The sequence below is a fragment of the Chelativorans sp. J32 genome, assembly GCF_000518985.1.
GTDB lineage: Bacteria > Pseudomonadota > Alphaproteobacteria > Rhizobiales > Rhizobiaceae > Chelativorans.
Genome location: NZ_JAEQ01000003.1, coordinates 22,035 through 47,611, shown reverse-complemented (window position 1 = coordinate 47,611; position 25,577 = coordinate 22,035). Strand labels below are relative to the sequence as shown.

At 62.1% G+C, this 25,577-nt stretch carries 22 protein-coding genes and 3 pseudogenes; 14 read left to right on the top strand and 11 right to left on the bottom strand.

The window, feature by feature from the left end:
• The first annotated feature begins 89 nt into the window (after window positions 1–89).
• Together CHEJ32_RS0105780 and CHEJ32_RS24030 are read left to right on the top strand one after the other, a co-directional pair.
• On the top strand, window positions 90–311 hold the full coding sequence (locus CHEJ32_RS0105780; RefSeq protein WP_034657939.1) for a hypothetical protein: 222 nt from the start codon (window positions 90–92) through the stop codon (window positions 309–311).
• Complete coding sequence (locus CHEJ32_RS24030) at window positions 308–1,993, top strand: GspE/PulE family protein (protein WP_084032694.1); 1,686 nt, start codon at window positions 308–310, stop codon at window positions 1,991–1,993. The genes CHEJ32_RS0105780 and CHEJ32_RS24030 overlap by 4 nt, the downstream gene beginning before the upstream one ends.
• A 277-nt stretch (window positions 1,994–2,270) precedes the next feature.
• Here CHEJ32_RS24030 and CHEJ32_RS0105770 read toward each other — a convergent pair whose 3' ends face one another.
• The 5 genes from CHEJ32_RS0105770 to CHEJ32_RS24025 form a co-directional block, all read right to left on the bottom strand.
• Window positions 2,271–2,999, bottom strand: coding sequence for a DUF3299 domain-containing protein (locus CHEJ32_RS0105770; RefSeq protein WP_028033003.1), 729 nt, complete (start codon window positions 2,997–2,999; stop codon window positions 2,271–2,273).
• Complete coding sequence (locus CHEJ32_RS0105765; protein WP_198023826.1) at window positions 2,996–4,252, bottom strand: FtsX-like permease family protein; 1,257 nt, start codon at window positions 4,250–4,252, stop codon at window positions 2,996–2,998. The genes CHEJ32_RS0105770 and CHEJ32_RS0105765 overlap by 4 nt, the downstream gene beginning before the upstream one ends.
• Window positions 4,249–4,971: an ATP-binding cassette domain-containing protein gene (locus tag CHEJ32_RS0105760; RefSeq protein ID WP_028033001.1), complete on the bottom strand. Its 723-nt coding sequence runs from the start codon at window positions 4,969–4,971 to the stop codon at window positions 4,249–4,251. Before CHEJ32_RS0105760 ends, CHEJ32_RS0105765 begins: the two co-directional genes overlap by 4 nt.
• Window position 4,972: 1 nt before the next feature.
• Window positions 4,973–5,554 carry a DUF2796 domain-containing protein gene (locus CHEJ32_RS0105755; protein ID WP_051469505.1) on the bottom strand — a complete coding sequence of 194 codons (582 nt, stop codon included), beginning with the start codon at window positions 5,552–5,554 and terminating at the stop codon, window positions 4,973–4,975.
• Between the two features lie 91 nt (window positions 5,555–5,645).
• Window positions 5,646–6,455 (bottom strand): IclR family transcriptional regulator, encoded by an 810-nt coding sequence (locus CHEJ32_RS24025; protein ID WP_051469504.1) that lies wholly within the window; start codon window positions 6,453–6,455, stop codon window positions 5,646–5,648.
• A gap of 211 nt (window positions 6,456–6,666) precedes the next feature.
• Here CHEJ32_RS24025 and CHEJ32_RS0105745 point away from each other — a divergent pair, with 211 nt between their 5' ends.
• From CHEJ32_RS0105745 to CHEJ32_RS0105715, 7 genes are all read left to right on the top strand, one after another.
• Complete coding sequence (locus CHEJ32_RS0105745) at window positions 6,667–6,957, top strand: DUF1330 domain-containing protein (protein ID WP_028032999.1); 291 nt, start codon at window positions 6,667–6,669, stop codon at window positions 6,955–6,957.
• Window positions 6,958–7,180: 223 nt separating this feature from the next.
• A complete protein-coding gene (locus CHEJ32_RS24020) occupies window positions 7,181–7,726 on the top strand; it encodes a TRAP transporter small permease (protein WP_198023825.1) in 546 nt (181 codons plus the stop codon).
• Window positions 7,723–9,000 (top strand): TRAP transporter large permease, encoded by a 1,278-nt coding sequence (locus CHEJ32_RS0105735; RefSeq protein WP_028032998.1) that lies wholly within the window; start codon window positions 7,723–7,725, stop codon window positions 8,998–9,000. The genes CHEJ32_RS24020 and CHEJ32_RS0105735 overlap by 4 nt, the downstream gene beginning before the upstream one ends.
• A 104-nt stretch (window positions 9,001–9,104) precedes the next feature.
• Entirely contained in the window at window positions 9,105–9,239 is a 135-nt protein-coding gene (locus tag CHEJ32_RS27905) for a hypothetical protein (protein ID WP_256375656.1), read from the top strand.
• A 234-nt stretch (window positions 9,240–9,473) separates the two neighbouring features.
• Window positions 9,474–11,504 (top strand): type II secretion system secretin GspD, encoded by a 2,031-nt coding sequence (gene gspD / locus CHEJ32_RS24015; RefSeq protein ID WP_198023824.1) that lies wholly within the window; start codon window positions 9,474–9,476, stop codon window positions 11,502–11,504.
• Window positions 11,501–12,061, top strand: coding sequence for an A24 family peptidase (locus tag CHEJ32_RS24010; RefSeq protein WP_084032692.1), 561 nt, complete (start codon window positions 11,501–11,503; stop codon window positions 12,059–12,061). The genes gspD and CHEJ32_RS24010 overlap by 4 nt, the downstream gene beginning before the upstream one ends.
• A gap of 70 nt (window positions 12,062–12,131) precedes the next feature.
• Entirely contained in the window at window positions 12,132–13,031 is a 900-nt protein-coding gene (locus tag CHEJ32_RS0105715; RefSeq protein WP_156936624.1) for a type II secretion system protein GspK, read from the top strand.
• 548 nt (window positions 13,032–13,579) lie between these two features.
• Here the strand turns inward: CHEJ32_RS0105715 and CHEJ32_RS0105710 are convergent.
• The 4 genes from CHEJ32_RS0105710 to CHEJ32_RS27685 all read right to left on the bottom strand — a co-directional run bounded on the left by CHEJ32_RS0105710 (window position 13,580) and on the right by CHEJ32_RS27685 (window position 17,037).
• Window positions 13,580–14,575 (bottom strand): TRAP transporter substrate-binding protein, encoded by a 996-nt coding sequence (locus CHEJ32_RS0105710; protein WP_028032996.1) that lies wholly within the window; start codon window positions 14,573–14,575, stop codon window positions 13,580–13,582.
• 49 nt (window positions 14,576–14,624) lie between these two features.
• Window positions 14,625–14,840, bottom strand: coding sequence for a hypothetical protein (locus tag CHEJ32_RS0105705; RefSeq protein WP_028032995.1), 216 nt, complete (start codon window positions 14,838–14,840; stop codon window positions 14,625–14,627).
• Between the two features lie 66 nt (window positions 14,841–14,906).
• On the bottom strand, window positions 14,907–15,896 hold the full coding sequence (locus tag CHEJ32_RS24005) for a cupin domain-containing protein (protein WP_156936623.1): 990 nt from the start codon (window positions 15,894–15,896) through the stop codon (window positions 14,907–14,909).
• 841 nt (window positions 15,897–16,737) lie between these two features.
• Complete coding sequence (locus tag CHEJ32_RS27685; RefSeq protein ID WP_028032994.1) at window positions 16,738–17,037, bottom strand: hypothetical protein; 300 nt, start codon at window positions 17,035–17,037, stop codon at window positions 16,738–16,740.
• A 682-nt stretch (window positions 17,038–17,719) separates the two neighbouring features.
• Here CHEJ32_RS27685 and CHEJ32_RS0105690 point away from each other — a divergent pair.
• From CHEJ32_RS0105690 to CHEJ32_RS23990, 5 genes and pseudogenes are all read left to right on the top strand, one after another.
• Window positions 17,720–18,847, top strand: a complete 1,128-nt coding sequence (locus CHEJ32_RS0105690) for an iron-containing alcohol dehydrogenase (protein ID WP_028032993.1) — start codon at window positions 17,720–17,722, stop codon at window positions 18,845–18,847.
• A gap of 516 nt (window positions 18,848–19,363) precedes the next feature.
• Window positions 19,364–20,290 carry a LysR family transcriptional regulator gene (locus CHEJ32_RS0105685; RefSeq protein WP_028032992.1) on the top strand — a complete coding sequence of 309 codons (927 nt, stop codon included), beginning with the start codon at window positions 19,364–19,366 and terminating at the stop codon, window positions 20,288–20,290.
• Between the two features lie 379 nt (window positions 20,291–20,669).
• Window positions 20,670–21,386, top strand: a pseudogene (locus CHEJ32_RS27680) (iron-containing alcohol dehydrogenase).
• Entirely contained in the window at window positions 21,299–21,547 is a 249-nt protein-coding gene (locus tag CHEJ32_RS27675) for a hypothetical protein (protein ID WP_245261016.1), read from the top strand. The pseudogene CHEJ32_RS27680 and the gene CHEJ32_RS27675 overlap by 88 nt, the downstream one beginning before the upstream one ends.
• A gap of 14 nt (window positions 21,548–21,561) precedes the next feature.
• Window positions 21,562–22,988, top strand: a pseudogene (locus tag CHEJ32_RS23990) (aldehyde dehydrogenase family protein).
• 93 nt (window positions 22,989–23,081) lie between these two features.
• On the opposite strand, the pseudogene CHEJ32_RS28000 reads toward CHEJ32_RS23990, so the two are convergent.
• Both CHEJ32_RS28000 and CHEJ32_RS0105645 read right to left on the bottom strand, forming a co-directional pair.
• Window positions 23,082–23,267 (bottom strand): annotated as a pseudogene (locus CHEJ32_RS28000) (DUF1028 domain-containing protein); the annotation flags it as partial.
• Between the two features lie 170 nt (window positions 23,268–23,437).
• Entirely contained in the window at window positions 23,438–25,177 is a 1,740-nt protein-coding gene (locus tag CHEJ32_RS0105645; protein WP_034657938.1) for an FAD-dependent oxidoreductase, read from the bottom strand.
• Window positions 25,178–25,577: the final 400 nt, after the last annotated feature.

Here is a 25,577-nt window from a genome sequence, read left to right as displayed (position 1 = left end):
ACAAATTGCCCATTTTGTGGATTATAGCAGGATCTGAACGATACGGCAGGCACGCAGATGCGCCGCGTGCGGGGGTGGGGGAGCCGAGCGTGAGCCAGATGATGCTGCTCGGCGACGCCAAGAGAAGGGCAGTGGCGCTTGACAACTATACAGCACTGCCTTCTGCTCTGGAGCAGCTTTCGAAGGAACCGCCGGTGGCTGAACGTCACATCAGGCAGACCGCTTTGCGCGTTGAACCCATAGCCGGAGTTGGCATACGCAAGCCGGCATCCATTGTGCTCAGGGTCAACTCCGACAGATACATTCGATGAACCTACAGCATACAGAAATTCACTCACTCTTGTCGTCCATGGCGGATGCCGGTCTGGCGAGCCGCGAGGCTATACGGAGCCTTTTCGGTGAAGCTACGGCCTCGCGAGCCTCCGACCTGCACCGCCTGATCGAAGCGCAGATCGTCGACGCCGATGCTCTCGCAGGCTTCCTGTCGTCCTATTATGGCGTGCGACTTCTGGACCGGCAGCAGCTCGCGGACTACAGGCCCGTCGCGCAGAATCTCTCAAACCGATTTCTTGCGGAGAACTGGATCGCGCCGCTCACGGCACCGGACGGGAGCGCGGTCATAGGGGTTCTCCACCCCGGAGATGCGGACCCGATAGAGGCGCTGCGATCCGTTCTCGACGGTGACGCTGAGGTCTGCGTGGTTCCCGCACCCGATCTGGAATCCTGCCTGGAACGCCTTTCCGGCACCCAGGACGTTGCCCAGGCCACCGGCGAAGGAGCAACCTCCGAAGCGGCTATCGCAAGCCTTAGGGATCTCGCGAGCGGCGCGCCGGTCGTGGTTGTCGTAGACGACATCTTCAGGCGCGCGCTCGACCTGAGGGCGACCGACATCCACCTGGAACCGATGCGCGGAAGACTCGTGATGCGGTTCCGCATCGACGGCGTCTTGCGGATCATGCCTGCGCCGCCGCACGAAATAGCCGATGCGATCGTGTCGCGCATCAAGGTTCTCGCCGGCCTCGACATCACCGAGCGCCGCAAGCCTCAGGATGGTGCTATGCGCCTTCCCATCGGGGACCGCGAAGTCGAACTGCGCGTTGCCACTCTCTCCTCCATCCATGGCGAGACCGTCGTCATGCGCATCCTGCACCGCGACAGCGTCCTGCTGGATTTCGCGGGCGTGGGCCTGGATGAGGAAGAACGGCGGACGCTGAACCGGCTCCTTGAGCACACCCACGGAATGATCGCCGTCGCTGGCCCGACTGGCAGCGGCAAGACGACGACGCTCGCGGCCGCCCTCTCGAAGCTCAACGATCCCGGCCGCAAGATCGTGACCATCGAGGATCCCGTCGAATACCAGATTCCCGGCATCGTGCAGTCGCAGATCAACCCGGCGATCGGCATCACCTTCTCGTCCGCGATCCGGACGTTCGTGCGCCAGGATCCCGACGTGATTCTGGTCGGTGAGATACGCGACGGCGAGACGGCGCGGGCCGCCGTCCAGGCAGCGCTCACCGGACACCTCGTCCTCACCACCGTCCACGCGAACACCGCGGCGGCAGCCTTCACCCGTATGCGCGACCTGGGTGTCGAGACCTATCTGCTGGTCGGCGCAGTACGCGGCATCATCTCCCAGCGCCTGTTGCGTAGGCTCTGCGATCACTGCAAGCAGGAAGGAATTCTTTCGGCCGAGACGTTCTCCTCCGACCTGCGCTACCAGGCCGTGGGGTTCTCCCCAGGCCAGAAAGTGTTCAACGCAGTTGGCTGCGGCCGTTGCAACGGCACGGGGTATCGAGGCCGCATCGCAGTGTTCGAGATCCTGGTCTTCGATGAGGCTATCACCGAGCTCGCTTCACAAGGGGCAGACCACTCCAGGATCGAAGCGCTCGCGCTGCAGCGGGGCATGAGCACGATGTCGCATGACGGCGCCAGGAAGGCAGGGCAAGGTCTCACCTCCCCGGCGGAGGTGCTCAGGGTCACCGGGTTTCGCTGAGCGCATCATCTGTCAGTCGGCAAGCGTAACCGGAATGCTTTTTGCTGGCGACCGGAAGGTGCAGCTCGTGATGGTGACGGCGCAGAGACGTCGAAAGTGGATACACCATCAGTTCGCCGCTCGTGCGAGCCTCTGACCCGCGGCCAGGCGGTTAGAGCAATTCCAGGAAAAGTGGGGACCGGTTTCCGTCGGGAATGCGTAGGAACAAGGCTTAGATCATTTCAGTGTTTCCGTGAAATAGTGAAATGATCCAGAATCCCCCTCTGCACGACTTGGCCTATTGCCCGGCTTCCCCGTATTGATAGGGCTCGATGTTTCCGTCCTCCAAAACGTAGCCCAATGCAATCTCGCTCGAACCGTCTACGAAGGAGAGGTCTTTCTTTTCAGACTGTACTCGCATTGTGCCCGTTATCATAACGCCCTCAAACAGACTCGTAAGCGCGAATGGAGCGGATGATTTTACATAGACTATCTGGTTCGGCGGCGGTGGCGGCTCGTGGATGCACGCACCGAAATAGGGGACAAGCAGGAACTCGGTCGTCCCGCCTGGATTGAAATCCAGGGGCAGCAGATAACCGGCGATGGCTACCTGCTTGCCGTCCAACTTCTTCTCGGTGAGGGTTCCACGCCTCTCAATCTCTCCAACCCAGTCCAGGTATCGTTCGTAAAGCGCGTCAATGTCGACGCCTTGCTTTGAAAATTTCTCCCTGTTGGCGTCGACTCTCCTTTTGGCTTCGTCGATCTGATCAGCAAGCTGTTCGGCCGCCTCGTGCGCCAGGTAACCTTTCCAGTAACTGAAATCTCGCAACGCCTCCTGCTGCTCCAGGGGAACATCTTCCAGGAAATTTGCCAGCGGTTCTGTCGGCGGGATCAGCATTTCCCAAGTTAGCTGGGTGGCGCGCTCACTGAATGCCGCGCCGCAGCCAAGGCCCAAAACAGTCAGAGCGAGAGTGATGCAGTGGAACACTGATCTCGCGTTGCCGAAGGAGAATCCGGGAGTCTTCATGTTCTCACCATCATTCCATTTGCGAGGGACATTCTGTAGGCCCGATAGGCCGGCAGGAATCCTGCTGCCATTCCGCCGATAAAAATTGCCAGGAGTAGCAGCGCATCGGTCGTGGAAGGGGGTTGAACACCGATGTCGATGCCGAATCGTCTGTCAATCAGAGGGCGGGCCACCACCAGGACCGCATAAAGCGAGGCCGAGCCGATCACAATTCCCGCCACGGTCAGCAGCGTCGCCTCTCCGACAAGAAGGCCCGCAACCGTGCCGGGTCTCGCCCCTAGCGAGCGCAATATCGCGATCTCACGACGTCGCTCGTTGAGCGTTGACAATATCATTGCCGACAATCCGAGCATCGATGTCACCACGACCATGGCAGAAACGCCCAGCAACGCGGTCTCGGCGGTGCCGACCAGGCCCCACATCTCCTGTAAAGCTACGCCGGGCAGGACGGCTGAAAGGGGCTCGGCCCTGTATTCGTTCACCACGCGCTGAAATCCGATGACTTGCAGGCGCGACTTCAAGCCGATGATGGCCGCGGTTATCGCCCTCGGCGGAAGGGACATCTGCCGCAGACGATCGGCCGGCGTAACTTGACCCGGGATCCGTGAACCGGACCGCCAGTCGACATGAATGGCCTCGATAGCCTTGAGACTGACATGGAGGGATTTGTCCACCGGCGTGCCGGTACGCGCCAAAATGCCGGAGACGCGAAACGGAAGATCGTCATGCCGTGGCCCAAGGGACCCCGCACCGTGCGCGATGATGATCTTGTCCCCGATGGCATAGCCAAGCCGGCTCGCAACGTCCGAGCCCAGGACGACATCGAAGAGGTCATCAAAGGGTGCGCCTGCAGCAAACTTTAAGGCTTGGCCGCCGCGATATCGTAAGTGCTCGAAGTAATCCGGAGTCGTCCCGATGACGCGAAAGCCACGGTGACTGTCTCCGAGGGAGAGCGGTATTGCCCAGGCTACTTCCGGGCGCGAAACAATATCCTCGTAGCTGCGCCAGGTGACATTGTTGGACGCGTTGCCGATGCGGAACACCGAGTAGAGGAGGAGCTGCATGGCACCCGACCGGGCGCCAATGACCAGATCCGCGCCCGACACCGTGCCGGCAAAGCTGTCTCTTGCCCCGCTGCGCACCTTTTCGACACCGAGCAGCAGCATGACGCTGACGGAGATCGCAAGGATCGTCAGCAGCACCGTGGCCCAGCGGTTGCGCAGGGATTGCAAGGCAAGGCGTGCGACGATCATGCCGGGGCTCCGCTTTTCGACGTTGCCAGGATGTCGTTGAGCTCGATCACCCGCGTGAAATGCTGCGCCAATCGCCGGTCGTGACTTACCATGATCAGGGTTGCCTTCGTGGCATCGATCTGACCGAACAGCAGGTCGAGGAAATCCTGCTGCCGGCCGTCGTCGAGAGCCGATGTCGGCTCGTCGGCGACAACAATCTCGGGAGAGCCGATGAGCGCCCGCGCCGTCGCGACGCGTTGCTGCTGACCGACGCTCAACGTGGCCGCCGTTTGCCGCCCGATATCCGCCGGAAGCCCAAGGGCCGACAAGAGGCGCCGGGCCTCGTTCTCCGTGCCGCCCGCAGCCATAGCGCGGGCGCGACGTTCCGGCGCGAAGCTGAGCGGCAACATCACATTGTCGATGACGGCGCCGTAGGGAAGAAGATTGAACATCTGGAAGATGATGCCGAAGTGCTCGGCGCGGAACTGATCGCGTGCACCGCCGCTTAACTTGTCGAGGCGCGTCCCCAGGATCTCGAGGGTTCCAGATTGCGACGAAACGAGGCCGGTCAGCAGGCTGAGCAGTGTCGATTTTCCGCTACCGGATGCGCCAAGCAGCAGGAGGCGCTCCCCACGGGAAACCTCAAATTCGCCGATTGAGAGGCCAAACGCGTCCCGCGCTCTCCATTTGTATTCGACGCCGTGCAAGCGCACGGCGTCCGTCGCTGCTTCCGCGTTCATCTCATCTTTCCAGCACACGGTACTCGCGGGTCACGTCTGAGGAGGTCTGCCCATTGGCATCGATGACCGTCACGGCGAGTGCCCTGGGCCCGGCGAAGCGGTCGAAGAAAGGGAAGCCGATCGAAGTGACCTTGGCCGCATCCGCGCAGGCGAGAACGTAGGTCGCTCGGAACTCGGTGTGATTATCCTCGTGCTCTTCAGAACCCGCGGTATCGTCGGCCTCTGCCACAGCATCATGGTGCTCGTGGTCTTCGGCGATGACTCTGACGTCTGCTGAGGTCACAGTGCAACCTGCGGACTCGGGCAATATGAAGAGTTTCAGCGGGTCCTTCAGGTCGGCGAGCGCGGTCTCGACAGCGTTCTTCTGCCTGGCGGTTTCAGCTTCGTGTTCAAACCCGACAATATCCATGCCAGGGGCAACGAGCTCCATCTGAACATTGTCGCCCTCGAAAGCGATCGCCAATGTGCCGTGTCCATGGACATGTGGACCAAGTTCTCGCCGACCTTCCTCTGCGTGCGCCGCCGAAACAACAATAAACATGCCAGCGGCAAACAATCGCCCGGCGTGCTGATGCAATCCCATCTCTGTCTCTCCAAATCGATTTGCTCGGTACCGTCATCGAATAGTGCCGGCGCGTGGCGCGACCCGCCGTACGCGGTGGCGCGCGCGGGCGCTACACCATCCTGGACAATTCGGCACTGATCAGTTTCGCCGTTTGACGCACCAGCCTTCCGCAGAGCTCGTGGCGCCGCTCGTCGTGCCGATACACGGGCATACTGATGCTTACCGCTCCAATCGGTTCCCCCGAACGATTGAAGATCGGGCTGCCTAGACAGCGGATATCCGGCTCGTTCTCCTCGTCATCGAATGCGAACCCTTGTTCGCGCGTCCGCTTCAATTCATCGAACAGCGTTTCGAGGGTCGTGAACGTCTTGGCCGTGTGGCGCGTCATATCCAGGCTTTTGATGACTTCCAACAGCCGCTGGTCCGGCAGTCCCGACAGCCACGCCTTACCCACGGATGTGGAGTGAAGTTCAACCTGGCCGCCGATACTGGTTTTCATCTGAACCCTGCTGGTGCCCACCAACTTGTCTATGTAGACCATCCGGTTGTGGCTGGGCACCGCAAGGTGCACGGCTTCATCCGTTGCGTCGCGGAGCGATACCAGAAAATCCCTCGCGATCGTCCGCAAGTCGAAGTCCTCCCAGGTCTTGGAAGCAAGCTGGAGGAGGCTCGGCCCCAGGCGAAACGTTCCGCCCTCTCCTGATTGCGTGACGAGTCCCTCCGCGATGAGCGCCGAAACGAGGCGGTAGACCGTCCCTCGGGGAAATGGCGCGCGCTTTGTCAGTTGGGCGATGTCCAGTGTTCCGGGGGCATCCGCGATGATCCGCAGCACCGTCATGAACTTCGAGAACGAGGCGGCTCCCTGTACGTGAATAGGAGCCCTTGCATCGGCTCCGTCCTGGAGGTCGCTCAGGCTCATGGCACATCTCCTTGCAAGCTTGACAACGGGACATGGTGGGATTACACGTCCTTGGACAAGTTGTCCATATTGTAGTCAGGCGTTCTTGTTTCGGTCCTAGTCGTGTGATCGAGCAGGATCAACGGCAACGCTCGTGCACCGAAGGTGAACGAAAGGACCTCCCGTATCCTCCGCGAGAGGGCGCGGGAATTTATGTAGGGAGAGGAAGCAAATGACCAAAAAGGGATACTGGGTTGCGATGGTCGATATTGCAGACCAGGAGGGGTACAAGGAGTACATTGCCTTGAACAAGGCGGCGTTCGACAAATATGGGGCGACCTTTGTCGTTCGCGCGGGAACGAGCCAGGTTATGGAGGGCCCTGACGCGAACCGCCTGGCGGTAATCGAGTTCAAGGACTACGAGACTGCCCTCGCCTGCTACAACTCTCCCGAGTATCAGAAGGCGATCAAAGTCCGAGAGAAGTATTCCAAGGCACATCTGGCCGTGGTGGAAGGTATCTGACGCCGAAAGCATCGCTTGAGACCTCCTATCAAACTGATCGGAGGGATCATTACGTTCATCCCTTGCGTGCTGTTCGACCGGCTGAGCAAAACAGGCATTCATCAAGCGATTGGGTGTTTATGCGCGGCCAGCATACTGGAAGCGCCCCGCTCACGGCCTCAGAATCCTCGTCAAAATGGGGCGCGGGTTGTTGCATGCGCGCATAGCCTTTTTGGGAGCGGTTATGACCACACCGTTGCAGTGGCTTTTCAAGGCTTTTGACATCTTCGTAGTCGTCGGCATGGCCGTCATGAGCCTACTGGTCTTCACAAATGTCGTGCTGCGGTATGGCTTCAGTTCAGGCATCCCCTTTGCCGTTGAAGTCTCGCGAGTGGTCCTTGTCTGGGTCATCTTTCTGGGATCGGTGGTGGCCTTGGCCAAGGGCGCGCATCTCGGCGTCGAGGCGCTGGTTGTCCGACTGCCCCGCACGGCGCGCTTCGCCTGCTTTCTTGTCTCATACGGCCTGATGCTTTGGTGCTGCTGGCTCCTGGCACAAGGCAGCTGGTCACTCACCGTGATCGAATGGGACAACGTCCAAGCACTGTCGGGAATTCCCGTCGGCGCCATCTACGCCGCGGGGCTCGCCGCTGCCATCCTGATGGCTCTGGTTCTCCTTCTTGATCTGTGGCGCTCGCTGCGTGGCGTCCTGCCGGCACCCTGGTCGGGAGTAGAGCACGTCGAGCCGCTACCGGTCGTTTCCCCCGAGCTCATTTCGGAGAAAGCACCGTGAGCGGCTTGGTCTTCATAGGTTCCCTCCTCGGCGCAATGAGCATCGGGATTCCCATTGCCTTCGCTCTGATGCTGTCAGGCGTTGCGATGATGTTGCTGATGGGAAATCTGGATGCTCAGATCCTCGCGCAGCGGCTGGTCAATGGCGCGGACAGCTATCCGCTGATGGCGATCCCGTTCTTTCTCATTGCGGGCGAGCTCATGAACGCCGGCGGCCTTTCCCGCCGCATCGTGAACGTGGCCCTAGCGATCGTCGGGCACGTACGTGGCGGCCTCGGTTACGTGGTCATCGGCACGGGCCTGGTGCTTGCCAGCGTCTCCGGATCCGCAATTGCGGACACTGCGACACTAGCGGTCATGCTGGTCCCCCTGATGCGGGAAGCGGGCCACCACATGGGTCGAGCTTCGGGCTTGATGGCAGCGACAGGCATTATCGCTCCTGTGATCCCGCCGTCTGTCGGGTTCATCATTCTGGGCGTCACCGCAAACATTTCCATCGTCGGCCTGTTCTTCGCCGGAATCGTGCCAGGGTTCATGATGGGGTTGAGCCTCATGATCGCCTGGTGGTTCCTCGCCAAAAAGGAAACGGCGACGGTCCGGCCCAAACTGCCGCGCAGGGACCTCCCGAAAACCATCATGACCGCGGGCTGGGCGTTGATGATGCCAGTGATTATCCTGGCAGGACTGCGGTTCGGCATCTTCACCCCCACGGAGGCCGGCGTCGTTGCCGCCGCCTATGCACTGTTCGTGGGGGTGTTCGTCTATCGCGAGCTGACACCGCGGCTGCTCTACGACGCGCTACTCGCCGCCGGGCGCTTGACAGCAGTGATCATGCTGTTGGTCGCGGCTTCCATGATCTCCGGCTTCATGCTGACGATCTCCAATATGCCCGCCCAACTCGTCAGTCTCCTCGATCCATTCATCGACTCGCCGATTCTGTTGATGAGTATGATCGTTCTGGCAGTCTTCGTCGTCGGCACGGCGCTCGATTTCGCGCCCTGCATCACCATTCTCGTGCCCATCCTCATCCCGCTCGTCAATGCGGCCGGGATCGACCCGGTTTATTTCGGGGTCATTTTCATGATGGTCAACGCGGTCGGCATGATCACGCCCCCTGTCGGGACGGTCCTCAACACAGTGTGCGGAATCAGCGGGGTTTCAATGGAGGCGGCCACAAAGGGTGCCATGCCGTACCTTGTGGCCCAGATGATCCTCATTTTGCTGCTGGTTCTGTTCCCGGCATTGGTGACCGTGCCGGCGGGCTGGTTCCATTGAGATCCGAACTGTGGAGTAGTTAGACCGAACATTCGGCGATGGCTTTTCCGCGCATGCGAGCAGGGCCTCGACGACGATGTCGGCGGGGCCCTGACGCGGGGGAGTTGCAGCCGCTGGCGCAGGTCAATGTCGAATCGCTGCACACGTTCGAGTTCTTCACCTTCCTCGGGCTGACCGACGTCGACGAGGTGTACGGTCCCCAAAGCGGGCAGCAGAAAGCAGTGCTTTATGGTTGGTAAGCGCCTCTTAGACCAGTACTTTTCCGAGTATAGGGCGCCGGATGCAAGCTTGGGTGGGGTGTGTAAGTGAGGGTAGGTCGGCAAGGCGGCGCTGCAACTGCCTACATCCTGTGGCTTCGCAGAGCCTCCACGGCCTGCGCCTTGTCGTTAGTGGCCGCGTGTACCTCCACTGGTGATTATCTTGGGGACGTTGCCGCGCGGCCGGATCCACTGGACAAGGTCGCGAACGCAGATTTGAGCGCGCGCAGGCCTGCCGGCGGCGGTTTTCTGTCGAGCGGCTTCGGCCGCTCGCAGAGCAACCGGCAGGGTGAAGTATACTACGGCTACGAACAGCAGCTGACTGCCGGCGAGCGCCGCTCGCTCGAGCGACTGAGCAGCGAAGAATTCGAGGTCAACCTCGAGGAGGCCGAGATCAAGGTCGCAGCCCGCACGGTGCTGGGGGAGGTATTGGGTATCAGCTACTCGATCGACCCGCGGGTCACGGGCAGGGTTTCGATCACGACGTCGAGGCCTACGCCGGCCGCGGAAATCCTCACCATGTTCGAGTCCGCGCTGCGCAGTAACGGCGTGGCCATGGCGCGCGAGAGCGACCGTCTGCGGCTGGTGCCTGCGGGCGAAGTGTTCGGAACCGCCCAACTCGATCAGGGCACCACCATCCAGCCCGGCTACGCCGTCACGGTGTTTCCCCTGAAAAACGTTTCCGCCAGCACGATCCTGCCGCTGCTCGAAAACTTCGTCGCCCGTCCCGGCATGGTGCGCGAGGATCCCAGCCGCAACGCGCTGATCTTCCAGGGGACGGCGGCGGAGCGGACCACGGCCATCGAAGCAGCGCGCTCGTTCGACCAGGATTGGCTGGCGGACCAGTCGGTCGGTATTTTCCCCGTCAACAATTCCAGTGCGGCCACCATGATGCCCGAGCTTACGCGCGTGCTCGACCTCGGTGAGGGCGGTCGCGGACGCAACACGATCAGGGTCCAGCCGATCGAGCGCAGCAATGCGATTCTGGTGGTGGCGAAGACGCGCAACCAGTTGCAGCGCGCGGCGAGCTGGATCGAGCGTCTCGACCGGATCCAAGCGTCTGCCTCCAATTTGCGGGTGTACAAGGTCCAGCACCTGCAGGCACGGCGCCTTGCATCGATGGTCAACGAGTTGTTCAACGGCGCCTCGGCATCGTCGGCTTCGGAAGACCCGGCCTCGCAGTTTCCGCCCGACTCGTTGGTCGACGACCAGAGTCAGGGCGCAGATGGTTCGCAGTCGGCCAGTGCGGCGCCGGATCAGCCCATGACGGATGAAATGCCCATCGCGGGCGGTGGTGGGTCGCAAAGCGGCGTGCGCATCACCGCGAACCCGGAAAACAACACCATTCTCATCTTTGCGCGGCCCGACCAGCAACGGCTGATCGAACAGGCGATCACGGCACTCGACCGGCCGCAAGAGCAGGTCGCTATCGAGGCGATGATAGCCGAGGTCACCCTGACCAACGAGCTGCGCTATGGCGTGCAGTTCTTCCTGAAATCCAGCGATATCGGCCTGGGCGATAACAATGGATCGGCCGGTCTGTTCAAGGAAGCCAGCAGGGCCGTGCTGTCGCAAACGCTTCCGGGCTTCAACCTGCTGCTCGGCCCTGACACCGAGCCGCGCGTCGTCATTGACGCCCTGCGCGGCGTTACCGAGGTCAAGGTGCTTTCCTCGCCGTCGGTGGTGGTGCTCGACAACAAGCCGGCCGTGCTACAGGTCGGCGACGAGATCCCCATCGTGACGCGCACGGCGCAGTCGGTGACCGACCCACAGGCGCCGATCGTCAACAATGTCGAGTTCCGCAATACCGGCGTCATCCTGAACGTCCTCCCGCGCATCACGGGTAACGGCACGATCAGCCTGGCCATCGAGCAGGAGATCAGCTCGGTCCAGCGCAGCCAGGCCCAGTCGCTGACGCCGACGATCTCCCAGAGGCGCGTCAGCTCGACCGTGTCTGTGACCAGCGGCCAGACCGTGATGCTCGGCGGCCTGATCAGCGAACGCCAGCAACGCGGCCGCGACGGCGTTCCGGTTCTCGGCGAGCTTCCGCTGATCGGCGAGGCGTTCCGGTCCAACCAGAATTCCGCGACGCGCACCGAACTCATCATCCTGATCCGGCCGCAGGTCATCCGCGACAGCCTGGATGCGCAATATGTGGCTGAGCAGATGCGGTCGCAATTGCGGCTGATGAACGAACCGTCCCCGAACGTCCCGCTGCGGCGGCCGGCCAAGACGGTGATCGAATGAAGCTTATGAGGGCGCGGCACCGGTCTGCTGCCGCCGCCGCATTCGCGCTCGCCGTCGGTACCCTGCCCGCTGTCATGGGAAGCCCCGCATTCTTCGCCGCCTCGACGCTTGCGCTATGCCTTCTGGCGGCGGCAATCGCGGTCCATGATCTTGCGTCTTTGCTCATTCCTGACCGCTACACGGCCGGCATCCTGGTCGTCGCGCTCGCCGACTGGTGGTTCGAGGCGGGCGATTTCGCCGCGCTGGTCTGGCGCATCGGGTCGGGGGTCACGCTGATGCTCCTGCTGTGTCTGTTCGACACCGCGTATGGGAGGCTGCGCGGCCGCGACGGCATCGGCTTCGGCGACATCAAGCTGATCGCTGTGTCCGCCGTCCTGGTCGGGCTGGCCGGCGTCGGCACCCAGATCGTACTTGCTTCGGTCGCGGCTTTCATCTTCAGCGTCATCCGCGCGGTTCGCTTACGCCGCCCTCTCCGGGCCGCGGCGCGAGTTCCGTTCGGAACGTTCCTCGCGCCGGCACTGGTCATCGTCTGGGCGTGGCTGCCCGCCGCATGGTGATCCGCATTGCTTGAGCCGGGGGAGGTCAAGTCTTGATTTCGCCGGGATCGTGGCGAAGCATGGGGCGGAAATGGCTGGTGCGGCAGTGGGCATGAACTCGACAAGGCGCCGGCGGGGTACAATCCTCGTCAGCGTCCTGTGGATCATCGTTTTCCTGGGATTCCTTGCCGTCATCCTTCGCATGCAGATGACCGGGGTCGTGGCCAGCGTGCGCGTCACGGAAGACAAGGCGTCGGCTCGCATTCTGGCGGAAGCCGGGCTGTCGCAGGCGGCGGCCGAGATCCGCGCGGGCCCGCCTGACGGTATGGACGCGCTGAGCGATCAGATATCGTCCACGATCACCCTGCCGGCCGGGGTCGCCTCCGTCTCTGCGAGGAACGAAGCCTTGCGGATCGATCTCAACACCGCCGAGCGGCCGCTGATCGTTGGCGCGTTGCGAGCCGCCGGCGCTGCTCCCGCAACCGCGGACGATCTGGCGACGAAGATCATCGGCCTCCGCGCCGCGCCGCCTTCGCCGGGCGGACAGCCGGCCGGTTCCGCTCCGCAGCAGGCCGGAAGCGACACAAAGCTGTTTCAGACCGTCTCCGAACTTGCCGCCTTCCCGGGAATAACGCCCGCCATGGCCATCGCCATCGAACCCTATGTCACCGTCTCCTCCGGCTTGGCCGGCGTTCGCCTGGAAGCGCTCGACGATGGACTGCTGGGCGACATTCCCGGCCTGCCGCCTTCGATTCGAAAGGCGATCAGGGATTTCCACGCCGGCAGGCTGTCGCGCGAGCAGCTCGACCAGTCGCTGGCGGGGGTCACCTTCAACACGCTGGAGCAGGCACCGAGCTGGCGTGTCGATCTCAGGACGACCCTGCAATCGGGCTACAGCGAATCTTTCGAGGTATTGATGCTTGTGTCGAACGCGGACGAGGCACCCTACCGGGTGCTTGACTGGCGCCGCGCGGCAATCGAGCTGGAATGAATGCCCGGGGATGCATTGTCATCGCACCGGTCAGGGCTGAACGATCGTAAATACGGCCTGGGCCTGAGGACCTGAGCATCGCTTCCACTTTCGCCGCCGCGGAGCGCGCCAGGCCGACTGGATCGCCGGGCCGGCGGCCCTGCTGAACGAGATCCGCCGCCCGGTGCTGCTCCGTCCGCAACTATGTCCGGCGTCGGTTCGGGCTTTCGGGGCGCAAAGGCGAAGCTCCGTCTTCGATCTCCGCAGAGCGTGCCCGGAATGCCAAGTCCCTTCGCGTATACCCACGAACGCAAGGAATTGCCGCCAGATCGTCACAAGCCTGCAAACCGAGACTTCGAAAGCCCGCCGAAAACACCGCAATCTCAACCGCCTGCAAATTGATCACAGGCGACTAGCTGCCACACAAATCCTCTTGCTCCCCAACTACTTGGTGTCTGCGACGGCCCGTCCACCGCACACACTGCCTGCCACTTCAAACTGAACCAGATGCATCATGCTTCTGCCAATGGACGCCGGAGCAGGCAAACGGCTCCGGCGCGACAAGACCTTTACGGCTTGGCAACCGCGGCCATATCGGCGCGCGCCTTCTCGACCAGATCGACCCCGATCTTTTCGCTGAACTCTTTCACGACAGGCGCAACGCGTTCGCTCATGGCTGCGAGCGCTTCAGGCGTGGGTCGGGTAATCTTGAAACCCTTCGCCTCAAGCTCCGCCTCCAAATTCTCTGCGTCCTTGCGAGAAAGCTCCCGTTGGAAGGCTGCCGATTCCTTCGCAGCTTCCATGACGGCTGCCTTGTCTTCCTCGGAGAGGCTTCCAAACCATTTCTGGCTGGCAAGAAGAACAAAGGGCGTATAGACGTGCCCTGTCTTAGCCAAATGGGACTGCACCTCATAGAACCTGGCGGTGTAGATAAGGGCGTACGGCGTCTCTTGGCCGTCGACGGCGCCGTTTTCGAGGGCACTGTAAAGCTCAGGCCAAGGGAGCGGCGTCGGATTGGTGCCCAAGGCCGTCCAGGTCGCAATGAACAACGGGTTAGGTATAACCCGGATGTTGAGCCCAGCCATATCCTCCACGGTGTTGACGGGGCGAATCTTGTTGGTCATGTGGCGGAAGCCGTTATCCCACCAAGCCAGTCCGACGATGCCGGTCTTTTCCTTGAGCTGCGCAAACAGCTGCTCGCCGACCTCGCCGTCCATGACGGCATCGGCCGCAGCGAAGTCCTTATAGAAGAACGGAAGGTCGAAGATCATGAATTGCGGAACGACGCCGACCAGGTTGGGCGTGGGGCCAACCATGATATCGATGAAGCCGGCCTGAACCGACGCCTGCATCTCGGGCTCGCTGCCGAGCACGCCATTGCCGAACGTGTCGATCTTGATGCGCCCGCCCGTCTTTTCTTCCACCAGCTCCGCAAAATGGCGCGAAGCCTGTCCGACCGGATGGTCTTCCGTAGGCACGTAGCCCAAGCGCGCATTCTGAGCCATGGCCGGAGCGGCAGCCAGAAGCCCTCCTAGAACTGCCGCCGTTAGAAGCAATACTTTCATAGTTTAACCTCCCAGAAATCGGTTCACGGGAACCAGGACACCGGTCCTGTCACGAATGAGGAAACAGGACCGGCAGTACGAGAATGGCCGGTTCGGCCAAGAGGAACTGCATCGCACCCCTGTCCACTGAAGCGAAGGGCATGTTGCCTGTACTGATCATCGTGTCGAGGACGGCGCCCACTGGCGGTGTGTGATCATGCCGATCGTTGCAGTCAGGATGAACAGAACCCCAAAACACCGGGTCGATGCCTGCCGTCTTCACCAAAGGTGTGCGACACCTGAGCGGCCCGCTCTCGCGATGCGGGCGGGCCACCACTAGACCAGTTTGAGATCAGGGGTTTTGGGCGTGCTGGGGAGGACGACCTGCGTGGGGAGGACGCCCTCCTTCGATTGGGGGTACTGGCGGTTGGGCGGCAACAGGCCAGTGATGCGAACCCCTCGGATAGCCGTTGATGGCAATCCGCGTGTCGAACCCCGGACAATGGTTCGCCGCCGAGTGCCAGCGGCCGGCCGGGACATAGACGATATCGCCGGGCTCTGCGACAAAGAAGGGCAAGCCTTCGATGTTGTAGCTGATCTGACCTTCCATGATGAACCAGAACTCAGCATAATCGACGTGGAAATGTCCGATGTTCGTGGCGGGCTGAGGGTCACAATTGCGCGCTTGGCCGCGGATGCGGTTAACGAACATGCGATCATCGCTTACGAATGCACCGGCTGCGGGCTGAGCAAGGAAGTCGTAGAAAATAGGCTCAGGCTGTCGGGTTAAGCTATCGGGGGCATCAAGTCGACTCAGGTACCACCCTTGAGCCTTCGGTGGCTTTGGCAAAGTTGCTGATGCTTGCGGGTAAAGAATGGTAGCGTTTGCATTCCAGATTGCAAAGTGCAGCGACGGCGTCGAACCCACGTTCTTCAGTGAGAACTCCCGGCGGAAGGGAACCCGCACCATGAAACCCTTGGTGGCTACAAACGGTTCCACACCCTGGATGGTGACTTCAATCTCACCCTCCCAGACAATAAAGGCGGTTTGGTGATCCGCGACCAGTACGGGCCTCGTCGCATCGCCTACCTTCAAACCCACATATTCAGCTCTCAGGTGTTTATCATCGACAACTTTGTGGGTCCAACTTTTGAAGGGGTCTTTATCGGCGAGTACCTCACTCAGCTTCGTATGCGGCTTATGCCCTTTCACGTATGGCGCCGGTTCTAACGGCTTTGGCGTCCAAGCATTCACGGTTTGTGCAAGAGCCCCCGTCATCCCCATCGCGCTTATCGCTATCGCACCCGCGATAGCCAATCCGCCTTTCCATAAATTTCTCACGCTCTCCTCCTTATCTACTTGACCGTTGCCGACATCGCCAACCGCTCAACCCCCCAAGCACCGAACTGAGAGAGCGTCCATAATATAGACACGATGTCCAACAACTCATAATGGGCAGACTATTGGCAGATTGTCAACGCCTCGCCGCCGCGCTTCAGAGCCCAGAGACAGGGACTCGATTCACCGCATCGCCGATTGGCTTTGATGGTGGCATCGCTGCATTCTGATTGGGAGGATGCGCCTCGGCAGCCGATCGGATGCTGTCGAGGGTTCAGCCCCCAGGTCACGGGTGTGAGCGCCGCTCCAACCTAGAACCAGGCGATCACGTTCTGCGCCACGAGGTCCGCCATGGCGGTGCGCGTACTGACCGACGCGGGTCCGATATGGGGCAGGATCGTCAGGTTATCGAGCGCCAGCGGTCGTCGGAGACATTGGGTTCGTCCGCGAGCACGTCGAGGCCGGCCGCCGCAATGGCCTCTGCGCGCAGGACGCTGACGGCGCATCCTCGTCCACGACGCTTCCGCGGCCCACATTGATGAACACGCTGCACCTCAGCATTCACGCTGTTTGCGGTCGGCCGATCCCCCGGCACGATGGAGAGAGCACATCGACGGCGCTGGCAAGTTGCAGCAGCGAAGGAAAGTAGTCGTACGCGACTCCGTCCGCCGGGTGCCGGCTGTCATAGGCAACGGAAGCCCAAATGCTTCAATTCGTCAGGCGATGCAGCGACCGATCCGCCCCATTCCGTAGATGCCGACCCTGCGGTTCCGTAGCGTCAGACGGCGGGTAGTCCGAGGCTTTCCACCGGCCCTCGCGCACGAAGGCTTCCGCCTTGGGTATCTCACGCACGACGCTGATAAGGAGCCCAGGTGAGATCGGCGACCTCCTCATTCAGGACATCAGGCGTGTTTGTGACGATGATATTCTTGCTGCGTGCGTAGGCAGCATCCACGGCGTCGTAGCCGACGCCGTAGCTAGCGATGATCTCGAACTTGGGAAGGGAGTCGATGAACTGCCGATCGATTCTGGCACGACAGGCCACGCCACGAATCGAAGTTCGTACCTCCGGCGACAGATGGGCATGAATGTCACAGTCAGGAGTTTCGACCAGGTTGAAATGTTCTGAGCATGCACCCGGCATGCTCGTGCATCCAGCCTGATATCAGCACGATGGGAGCGGGTTTCGACAACGGTTTTCCTTCCGGTTCGGGGTGTCACTGCCGGCGCGAATTGCTGCAACCATCATGGTTGCCGCGCGGGAGGCCTTTGAATTGGGCAATGCGCTATAGTGAACCGCCGACTTGATGCGGCTCTTCCCGGACTGGTCGACGGTCGCGCGATGGATCTCCTGCCAAGGCGTTTGGTGCGGGGAGAGGAAGATCCCCCATGTCCCGAGTTCGCGGCGTCAGCTGGCCTTCGACGAAATCAGCATGTCGGTGGTTCCAGTACCATCTCTTCCAGGGCGGTCGTCTAAGTGGCCGTAAAGGGGTCAACTCGTCCAAATCCAGGAAGGCCGCCTGCAGTGTCGTTGTCAAGACGGCGACCAGGTCGCCCCACAATTTCCCATCCGTACGTTCCAGTCTGCAGATGCAGCAAAGCCACAATCAAATCGGCTTGCGATGAATCGAATGACCTTGCCGCAATCACAAGGCGGAGCTTGACAATTGCGGAGTTCCGCCTAATGCTTGGGCAAAATGTCCATATTATGGACTCAATGGTTCCAAGGAGCTCGCTCGTTGGTACCCACCGGCGGCGCGAACGTGCCTGATGACAGCCGGTGGTTGCAGCGATGCATGTGGGCGAATATCAAGGAGCGTACCAGCGTGAACAATATAAACTACCTTACAAACATCACTTTCGGGTTTGGAGCGGCCGGGTCATTAGCGGGAATTTTGCGCGAACTCGGCGTATCGCGCCCTCTTGTGATCAGTGATCACGGTATCAAATCTGCTGGTCTGCTTGAACGCCTGGATTTCCAGTTTCTGAAAACGGCGCCAGTCTTTCTGGACGTTCCCTCCAACCCGACTGAGAGCGCGGTTGCTGCTGGTCTCGAGCTCTACAGGCAAGGCGACTGCGATGGGGTGGTGGCGATTGGCGGGGGCTCTCCGATCGACTTGGCCAAGGGCGTGGCGCTGCTCGCCACGCATGATGGTGCACTTGAGCACTATGCAGCGATCCTGGGCGGGGTGGCACGCATCACTAGCGCGGTGGCGCCGCTCGTGGCCATCCCGACCACGGCCGGCACCGGGTCCGAAGTTGGGCGCGCGGCACTGATCACACTGGATGACGGCCGCAAGCTCGGATTTATCAGCCCCTACCTCATCCCGCGCAGGGCGATCTGCGACCCAGGGTTGACAATGGGGCTCCCCCCGGCTCTGACGGCCTCGACAGGACTCGACGCACTGTCGCATTGTATCGAGACGTACCTTTCCCCCCGTTATAATCCGCCTGCAGAGGCAATTGCCACCGACGGCTTCCAACGCATCTGGAAGGCTTTGCCTGTCGCCTACGCAGATGGCGCGAACGCAGAGGCGCGGACCGAACTCATGATGGGTGCCCTCGAAGGGGGCATGACATTCCAGAAGGGGCTTGGAGCCGTCCATGCGCTTAGCCATGCATTGGGCGGCCTCAAGGAGGCTAAGCTCCATCATGGGACGCTCAACGCCATTTTGATGCCGACCGTCCTTCGGTGGAACGTGGAAGTTGAAGCCGTGGCTCAGAAGGTCGGCCACCTCGAGCGCCTGGCGGGGCTTGAACATACAACGCTCGCAGATGCGCTGGACGGGTTGAATCGTAGTCTGGGCATCACGCCCAGATTGTCCGAACTGGGGGTCCCCCGGCACGTCATCGATTGGGTGTGTGAGCGAGCCATCGCAGACCACAGTCATCCCACAAATCCACGTTCGCTGAGCAAGGAAGACTACGCCGCGATCCTTGAGACCGTTTTCTAAGCTGCAAACGCCCTCAGATAAGGAGCGAGGAGGCAATTCAGTGAGACCGAATGTGATCGTAACGAGCGCAAGCCACGGCATCGGTGCCGCAACGGCTCAGCTGCAGTGGTTTTCTCGAAAAAGCCTTGCAATCCAAGCGAAAGTTCCTCGCAACCGGCGATAGCCTCGGGTCCCTCCGCATGCAACCGGTGACCGGCGCCGCGGTGATGACAACCCGCACTAGTTCGACCAAAGATGTGATCCCTCCTGTCGTTGTGGCCAACTTAGCGCAACGCCGGTCGCGTTATCCACCGCAGAGAGTCATATTCACGATTCCCGGTCATTCGTCGCCGTATCTGAACGGAGCGGCCTTAGATGAGTTATGGCTCTAGGTGGTTATCGCTGTCCTGGCCTCATCGGCAGCAGCCGCGATCTCTCTGTAGTGTGGGACCCAATCTGGCGGAGGACCGCCAATGATCTTCATTTGAAATCCTTGCGGTCGATGTGACCTCGGTATAACACTTACGCAACCCAGGCATGACCCCACCGCTCCACTCGATCATTTCCAGGCTCCACCTGAAACAGCTGCGGCTCCTAGTCGCGCTGGGCGAGCATGGCTCGCTCCTGAAGGCCTCGCAGCAGGTCGCGTTGACGCAACCAGGCGCGAGCAAGGCATTGCAGGAGATCGAGACGACCTTCGGCACGCCGCTGTTCGTTCGCACCAACCGAGGCCTGGAGCCCAATGCCGTCGGCCATTGCGTGATCCGCTATGCGCGCCTGATCCAGACGGATCTCGCGCACTTGCGCGACGAGATCGTCGGAATCATGCGCGGCCAGGGCGGGCGGGTGGCGGCCGGCGTCATCATGGGCGCGGTGCCGCTGCTCACCGATGCCGTCTCCGCGCTCGTTGCGCGGCAGGCGGACTTGTCCGTCGAGATCGTCGAGGACACCAGCGCCGCGCTCCTGGCCCAGCTCGACGCCGGCCGGCTCGACCTGGCGATCTGCCGCACGACCATCAGCCAGGCGCCGCAGGTCTACGACAGCGTGAAGCTGCAGGATGAAACGCTCGCGGTGATCGCGAACGTCGGCCATCCGCTGCGGCACGCGAAGAAGCTCACCCTGCAGGAGCTGGCGCCATACAGATGGGTGGTATACCGCGCGAACATGCCGATGCGGCTCTTGCTCGAACGCGAATACCGCGATTGCGGGATCCGGTTCCCGCAGCACCTGCTCGAGACGACCTCCGCTTTTGCGACGCTGGCGCTGCTGCAGGCCAACCCGTCCTTCGTAGCCCTGGTATCGATCGAAGTCGCGCAGTTCTTCGCGCACCGGCAGATGACGCGCATCCTGCCCCTGGCCCTGACGTCGCGAAGCGAGCCCTATGAGCTCGTCACCCGCAAGGGGGCGCAGGTCCCGCCGGCCGCCAAACTGCTGATCGACGAATTGGTCCATCGCCAGTCCTGAGCATCAGGTCGGCGCGACCGCGCCGGTCAGCGCTGTATCCCGCCAGGGCGTCGCCCTAAAAAAGCATCGGAAGCGGCCCTGTGGCGGTGATCTCGGCCGGCGCGTGTGCAATAATCAGTGCTTATTGCCATGGCTCTCTCAACGACATTACCCAGATCCAGTTCGAGTTCGGCGCCATCACCTAGGCAGCAATGCGAAGGGGCAGGCATCCGCCGTCCGCTGATCGTGACGGACCAGGCGTGAAGGCGGCCGGCATCATCGACACCCTCGACGCGCTCGCGCACGCGGACACCGTTGCCCTCTATGACGGCACTCCGCCGAACCCGAACGAGGCTGCCGTGCGCGGGCGGTGCGCGCGCGTACAAGGAGGGCGATCGCAATGGCATCGTTGCCTTGGGCGGCGGCTCGTCCATCGATCTCGTCAAAGGCGTCCCGTCTGCGCGGCACACGACGCCCCGCTGCAAAGCTTTGCCGTGATCGAAGGCGAGGCCGATCGCATCACCTCCCGCACGGCCCCGTCATCGCCGTCCCGACGACCGCCGGCACCGGCAGTGAAGTGGGCCGGGAGGCGATCCTCATCCTCGACAATGGCCGCGAGGTCGGTGTGATCTCGCCTTTCGTCGTGCCCAAGGTCGCGATCTGCGCCCCGGCACTGACCGTGGGCCTACCGCCCCGCTGACGGCGGCCACGGGGATGGATGCGATCGCACACTGCATCGAGACCTTCCTGTCGCCCGCCTTCAAAACCGCCCGCGGACGGCATCGCTCTCGATGGGCTGCGGCGCGCCTGGCGCCACATCGAGCGCGCAACGCGGCAGCCCGGCAACCGCGACGCGCGGCTGAACATGATGAGCGCGTCGATGCAAGGCGCGCTGGCGTTCCAGAAGGGGCTCGGGTGCGTGCGCAACCTGAGCCAATCGCTCGGCGGCATCGATCCGCGGCTGTATCACGGCACGCTGAACGCGATGTTCCTGCCGACTGTGATCGTCTCAACGAGGCGGCCGCGTCGGTGCGCGAGGAGGACAAGCTCGACCGCATGGCAAGGCGATGGACCTGGCCTGCGGGTGCCCAGGTGGGGCCGTCCGCGCGCGCCATGACTGAACGGGCTCGGCTTGCCGACAGGCTTGGCCCAACTGGGCGTGACGCGCGCGATGTTCCCCGGCATCGTCCGGGGCGCCCTGAAGGACCACAGCCACCGGACCAACCCGCGCGTTGCATCGACACCGATTACGAAGCGATGCTCGAAGCAAGCCTGTAAGAAGCAAGCACACTATGTTCAACAACCTGATCGGCGGCGGGTGGGTCGAAGGCCCTCGCGTCTCCCGCGACATCAATCCCTTGAACACGCGCACGTCAATGGCGAGTTCGCACAAGCCGACGCGGCCCCGGCCAGGCAGGCCACCGCCGCAGCGCCTAGGACCTGTCCAACCCGCAACAGCGCTTCGACATCCTCGACGCCGCCGGCGCCGAGATCCTGGCGCGCAAGGCCGAACTGGGCGACCTGCTCGCCCGCAAGGAAGGCAAGACCATGCCCGAGGCCATCGACGAGGTAGCATGGCCGGCAACATCTTCGAGTTCTTTGCCGGCGAAGCCCTGCCTGTCGGGTGCGACGTGGTGCCTTCCGCGCGCCCAGGCGTCGGCGTGGAAGTCACCCGCGGGCCTACAGGCGCCGCGGGCCTGATCACGCCCTGGAACTTCCCCATCGCGCTCCTCGCCTGGAAGACCGCCCCGGCCCTGGCCTGCGGCAACGCCGTGGTACTCAAGCCGGCTCGCCGACCGATCTCGTGCCCGGCAGCGCCTGGACCATCGCCGATATCCTGCGCCGCGTGGGCCTGCCCGCGGAAGTGTTCAACCGGTGATGGGCCGCCGGCTCCGAAGTGGGCCAGATGTCGCTGGACGACAAACGCGCCAACGCGATCAGCTTCACCGGCTTGGTGGCCACCGGCTATCGCATCCCGCAGGCCTGTGTCGCGCGGGGGCCAAGTTCCAGCTGGAGATGGGCGGCAAGAATCCGATGGTGGTGCTCGACAACGCCTGCCTGGACGTCGCGGTGAACGGGGCGTTGAACAGCGGCTTCTTCTCCACCGGCCAGCGCGGCGGCCTCCTCGCGGCTGATCGTCACTGAAGGCATCTACGACCGCTTCATCGCTGCAATGGCGGAAAAGATGAAGGCGCTGAAGCTCGACGACGGGCGCAAGAAGGGCACCTACATCGGTCCCGTGGTCGACGATAAGCAGCTCGCGTAGAACCTCCAATACGTGGCGATCGCCACGGCCGAAGGCGCCAAGCTGGTGACGGCGGCGAGGCGATCCACAGAAATGGCGATGGGGCACTCGGCTACTACATGCGTCCCGCCCTGTTCGCGGAGACGACGGCGGCGATGCGCATCAGCCGCGAAGAAGTGTTCGGCCCCGTGGTGAGCGTCATCCGCGCAAAGAACGACGAGGAGGCACTGGCCGTGGCCAATAACTCCGAGTTCGGTCTCTGCTCCGGCATTACCCACGACCTCCCACAAGTACGCGACGCATTTCAAGCGCCACGTAGAGGCCGGTGTGGTGATGGTGAAGCTGCCGACCGCGGGCGTGGACTACCACGTGCCCCTCGGCGATCGCAAAGGCTCCAGCTACGGGCCGCGCGAGCAGGGCCGGTACGCCGCGGAGTACTACACGACGGTCAAGACGGCGTTTACGGCCGCCTGATCTGCTCCGCGCGCAGTAGTGGAGCAAAAGGCTCCTTGGCGCCCGACAAGGCGCCCTCGGCGTCCGCGCCCGTGGACTCACGGCCCTCAGGGCGAGCAGCAGCCGCTCGGCCAGGTCACGGTCGGTATGGTTGGCGAATGCGGCCATGGTGGCATCCAGGGTTTCCGGGCCCACCAGGCGGTTGCCCTGCGCCACCGGGTCCTCGCCCTCGCGGTGGCCGGACCACCCGGGGATACGAGAACCTGATGTTGCCGATAGAAGCGGTCGGAGTGGGTGCACTGGAAGCTACTCCGGTGCGTGCCTAGGTGACGCGCAATCATGACCGTGTGATTGGACGGCGCTGATGGCCGGCCGCACGCGCTGGAATCAACGGCCTCGGGCCCGAGGAACAGATAATCCCGCCGGACCGAGAGGCCTGGCGGGATCGTTGTAGAGAGTTGCAGTCCTAGCTATACGGAACGGAGAGCTGCGTGCCTTCCTGCAATGTAGCCCTGAGCGAGAGCTCGACCGTTCCCGTGCTGACTGAACCCGCCAGCAGCTTCGCCGGCGGCGTAGAGGCCGGGAATTACCTGGCCGGCAAAGTCGAGGACCTGGCTTGCGGCGTTGATGCGCAGGCCGGACCGGGGGTCGTGGAGCACCGGCGTCGACCATGCGGCATAGAAGGGCGCCTTCTGGATCTTGTATTGAGGTGTCGGTTTGCCGAAGTCGGCGTCGGCACCCGCGTCAACAAAGCTGTTGTACCGCGCCACCGTCTCGACCAGGTTGCTTGGCGGCATGGGAACCCGCTGATACGGCATGACGATCTTCTGTGCGAGTTCCTCCAGCGAGTTTGCCTGGAAGAAGAATCCGTCAGGATCGACATTGGGGGGCGCCGGATTCCACCTCTGGCGCGCCACGGCATCTGCATCGAAGATGGCCCAGATCGGGCCACCGCCGTTGTGGCCGTCGCCGATTCCAGCCATAGCGGCGTTGATCCAGTTTTGTGGGTTGTATGTGATGTTCTTGGCGTTCAGGTAGCTGTTGGGAGTGTACGGGTTGACCGAGCGAGCGCTGTTCGTCCCGAACTGACCTCCCGTTTCGTCGTAAAACCGCTTCCCGATCATGTTTACATGGATAATGTTCTGGAAGTTGACGTTGGAAAGTCCCGTAGCTTTCGCAAGGTGGAAGACAGGGCTATTGGGCCCCCACTGCAGGAACGAGTAGTTGTACCGCGTTCCGATGGCGGTTGGCTTGGTGATGTTAGTGCCGAACTCTCCGGTCTGGTTGTACATTCCCGCGAGGGCCGCGCCCACATTCAGCCCTGCGAGTATGCCGCTGGCGTCTTGGAAGGAATAGGGCTCGCCAGCGACGCCGCAGTACTCAGCGGTGAGCCGTGGGTCGAACATTCGGCGGTATTCCACATTCCCGTTTCCGCCGCCGGTCGCGATCACTATGCCCTTGCGTGCCTGAATGTTAACGGTGCGGCCTTGATAAGTGGCTTTGACCCCGGTCACGCCCTGTCGCATACGGTGCAGCGACTCCAAACGGTGATTCAGCAGGATCCTCACGCCACGCGCTTTTGCTGCGGCCTCCAGCGGATATATGAAGCCGGGCCCTTGAGACGTCGTGCGCCGTTGGTTCTCGGGTACCTGCAAGCCGGTCCGGACCGAGGGGTAGTCCATGATCGCCGTGTGCATCATGCGGTTGACGGAGTTGCCGACCTCATTGCCGCCGACATTGTCGGGCGTGCTTCTCGTCCACACGACGCCATGGCGAACCAGAAAGTTGTAAATGGTGACGTTGATGTCGGCAAATGCCCGGATGACCTCGCGATCGTTATAGCGGTAGCTCGGAAAGCCGTTCGCCTGGACGATGGACCAGTCGGTAAGGTCGCGAAACAGGAGATCTGGCGTATCCACGATGCCGGCCGCCATCTGGGCAGCGGTTCCGCCTCCCAGGGGAATGTTGCCTGAGCTGACGATGCCACGTCCCCCAATGTGCGGTTGCGCCTCGAGGACAATAACCGACGCGCCTGCCTCTGCGGCGGCGACTGCGGCGGCGAGGCCCGCCGAGCCGCAACCCAAAACGACGACATCGGCTACACGCGGGTCGGCGGCATTGGCGATGCTCGGCTGCAACATGCTGCTGGCCACCCCTGCGGCGGCGATTCCGGCACCGGCCTTCAACAACGAGCGTCGGCTGACTGTCATTACGTTCTCCTCCCGTTTAAATCAGCGCACGCCCAGCCCTGGCCAATCATTCGGGCTTGTGGATCTGGGCCTGAACAGCAAAACTTATTAATCGTGATCGCCGTAGAGACTTGGTCGACCGCAGTATTGCGGTATTCGCTCGCGCGACAACTGAGAAGATGTGATCTCGGTATAACATTTACGCAACCCAAGCATTACCGACCGCTCCACGCGATCATTTCCAGGCTCCACCTGAAACGGCTGCGCTCCTAGTCGCGCTGGGCGAGCGCGGGCTCTCATCCTGAAGGCCTCGCAGCAGGTCGCGTTGACGCAACCGGGCGAGCAAGGCATTGCAGGAAATCGAGACGACCTGGCGTCACCGAGGGCATCGTTCCTTCATCGCAATGTCTCCCCTTAGCAG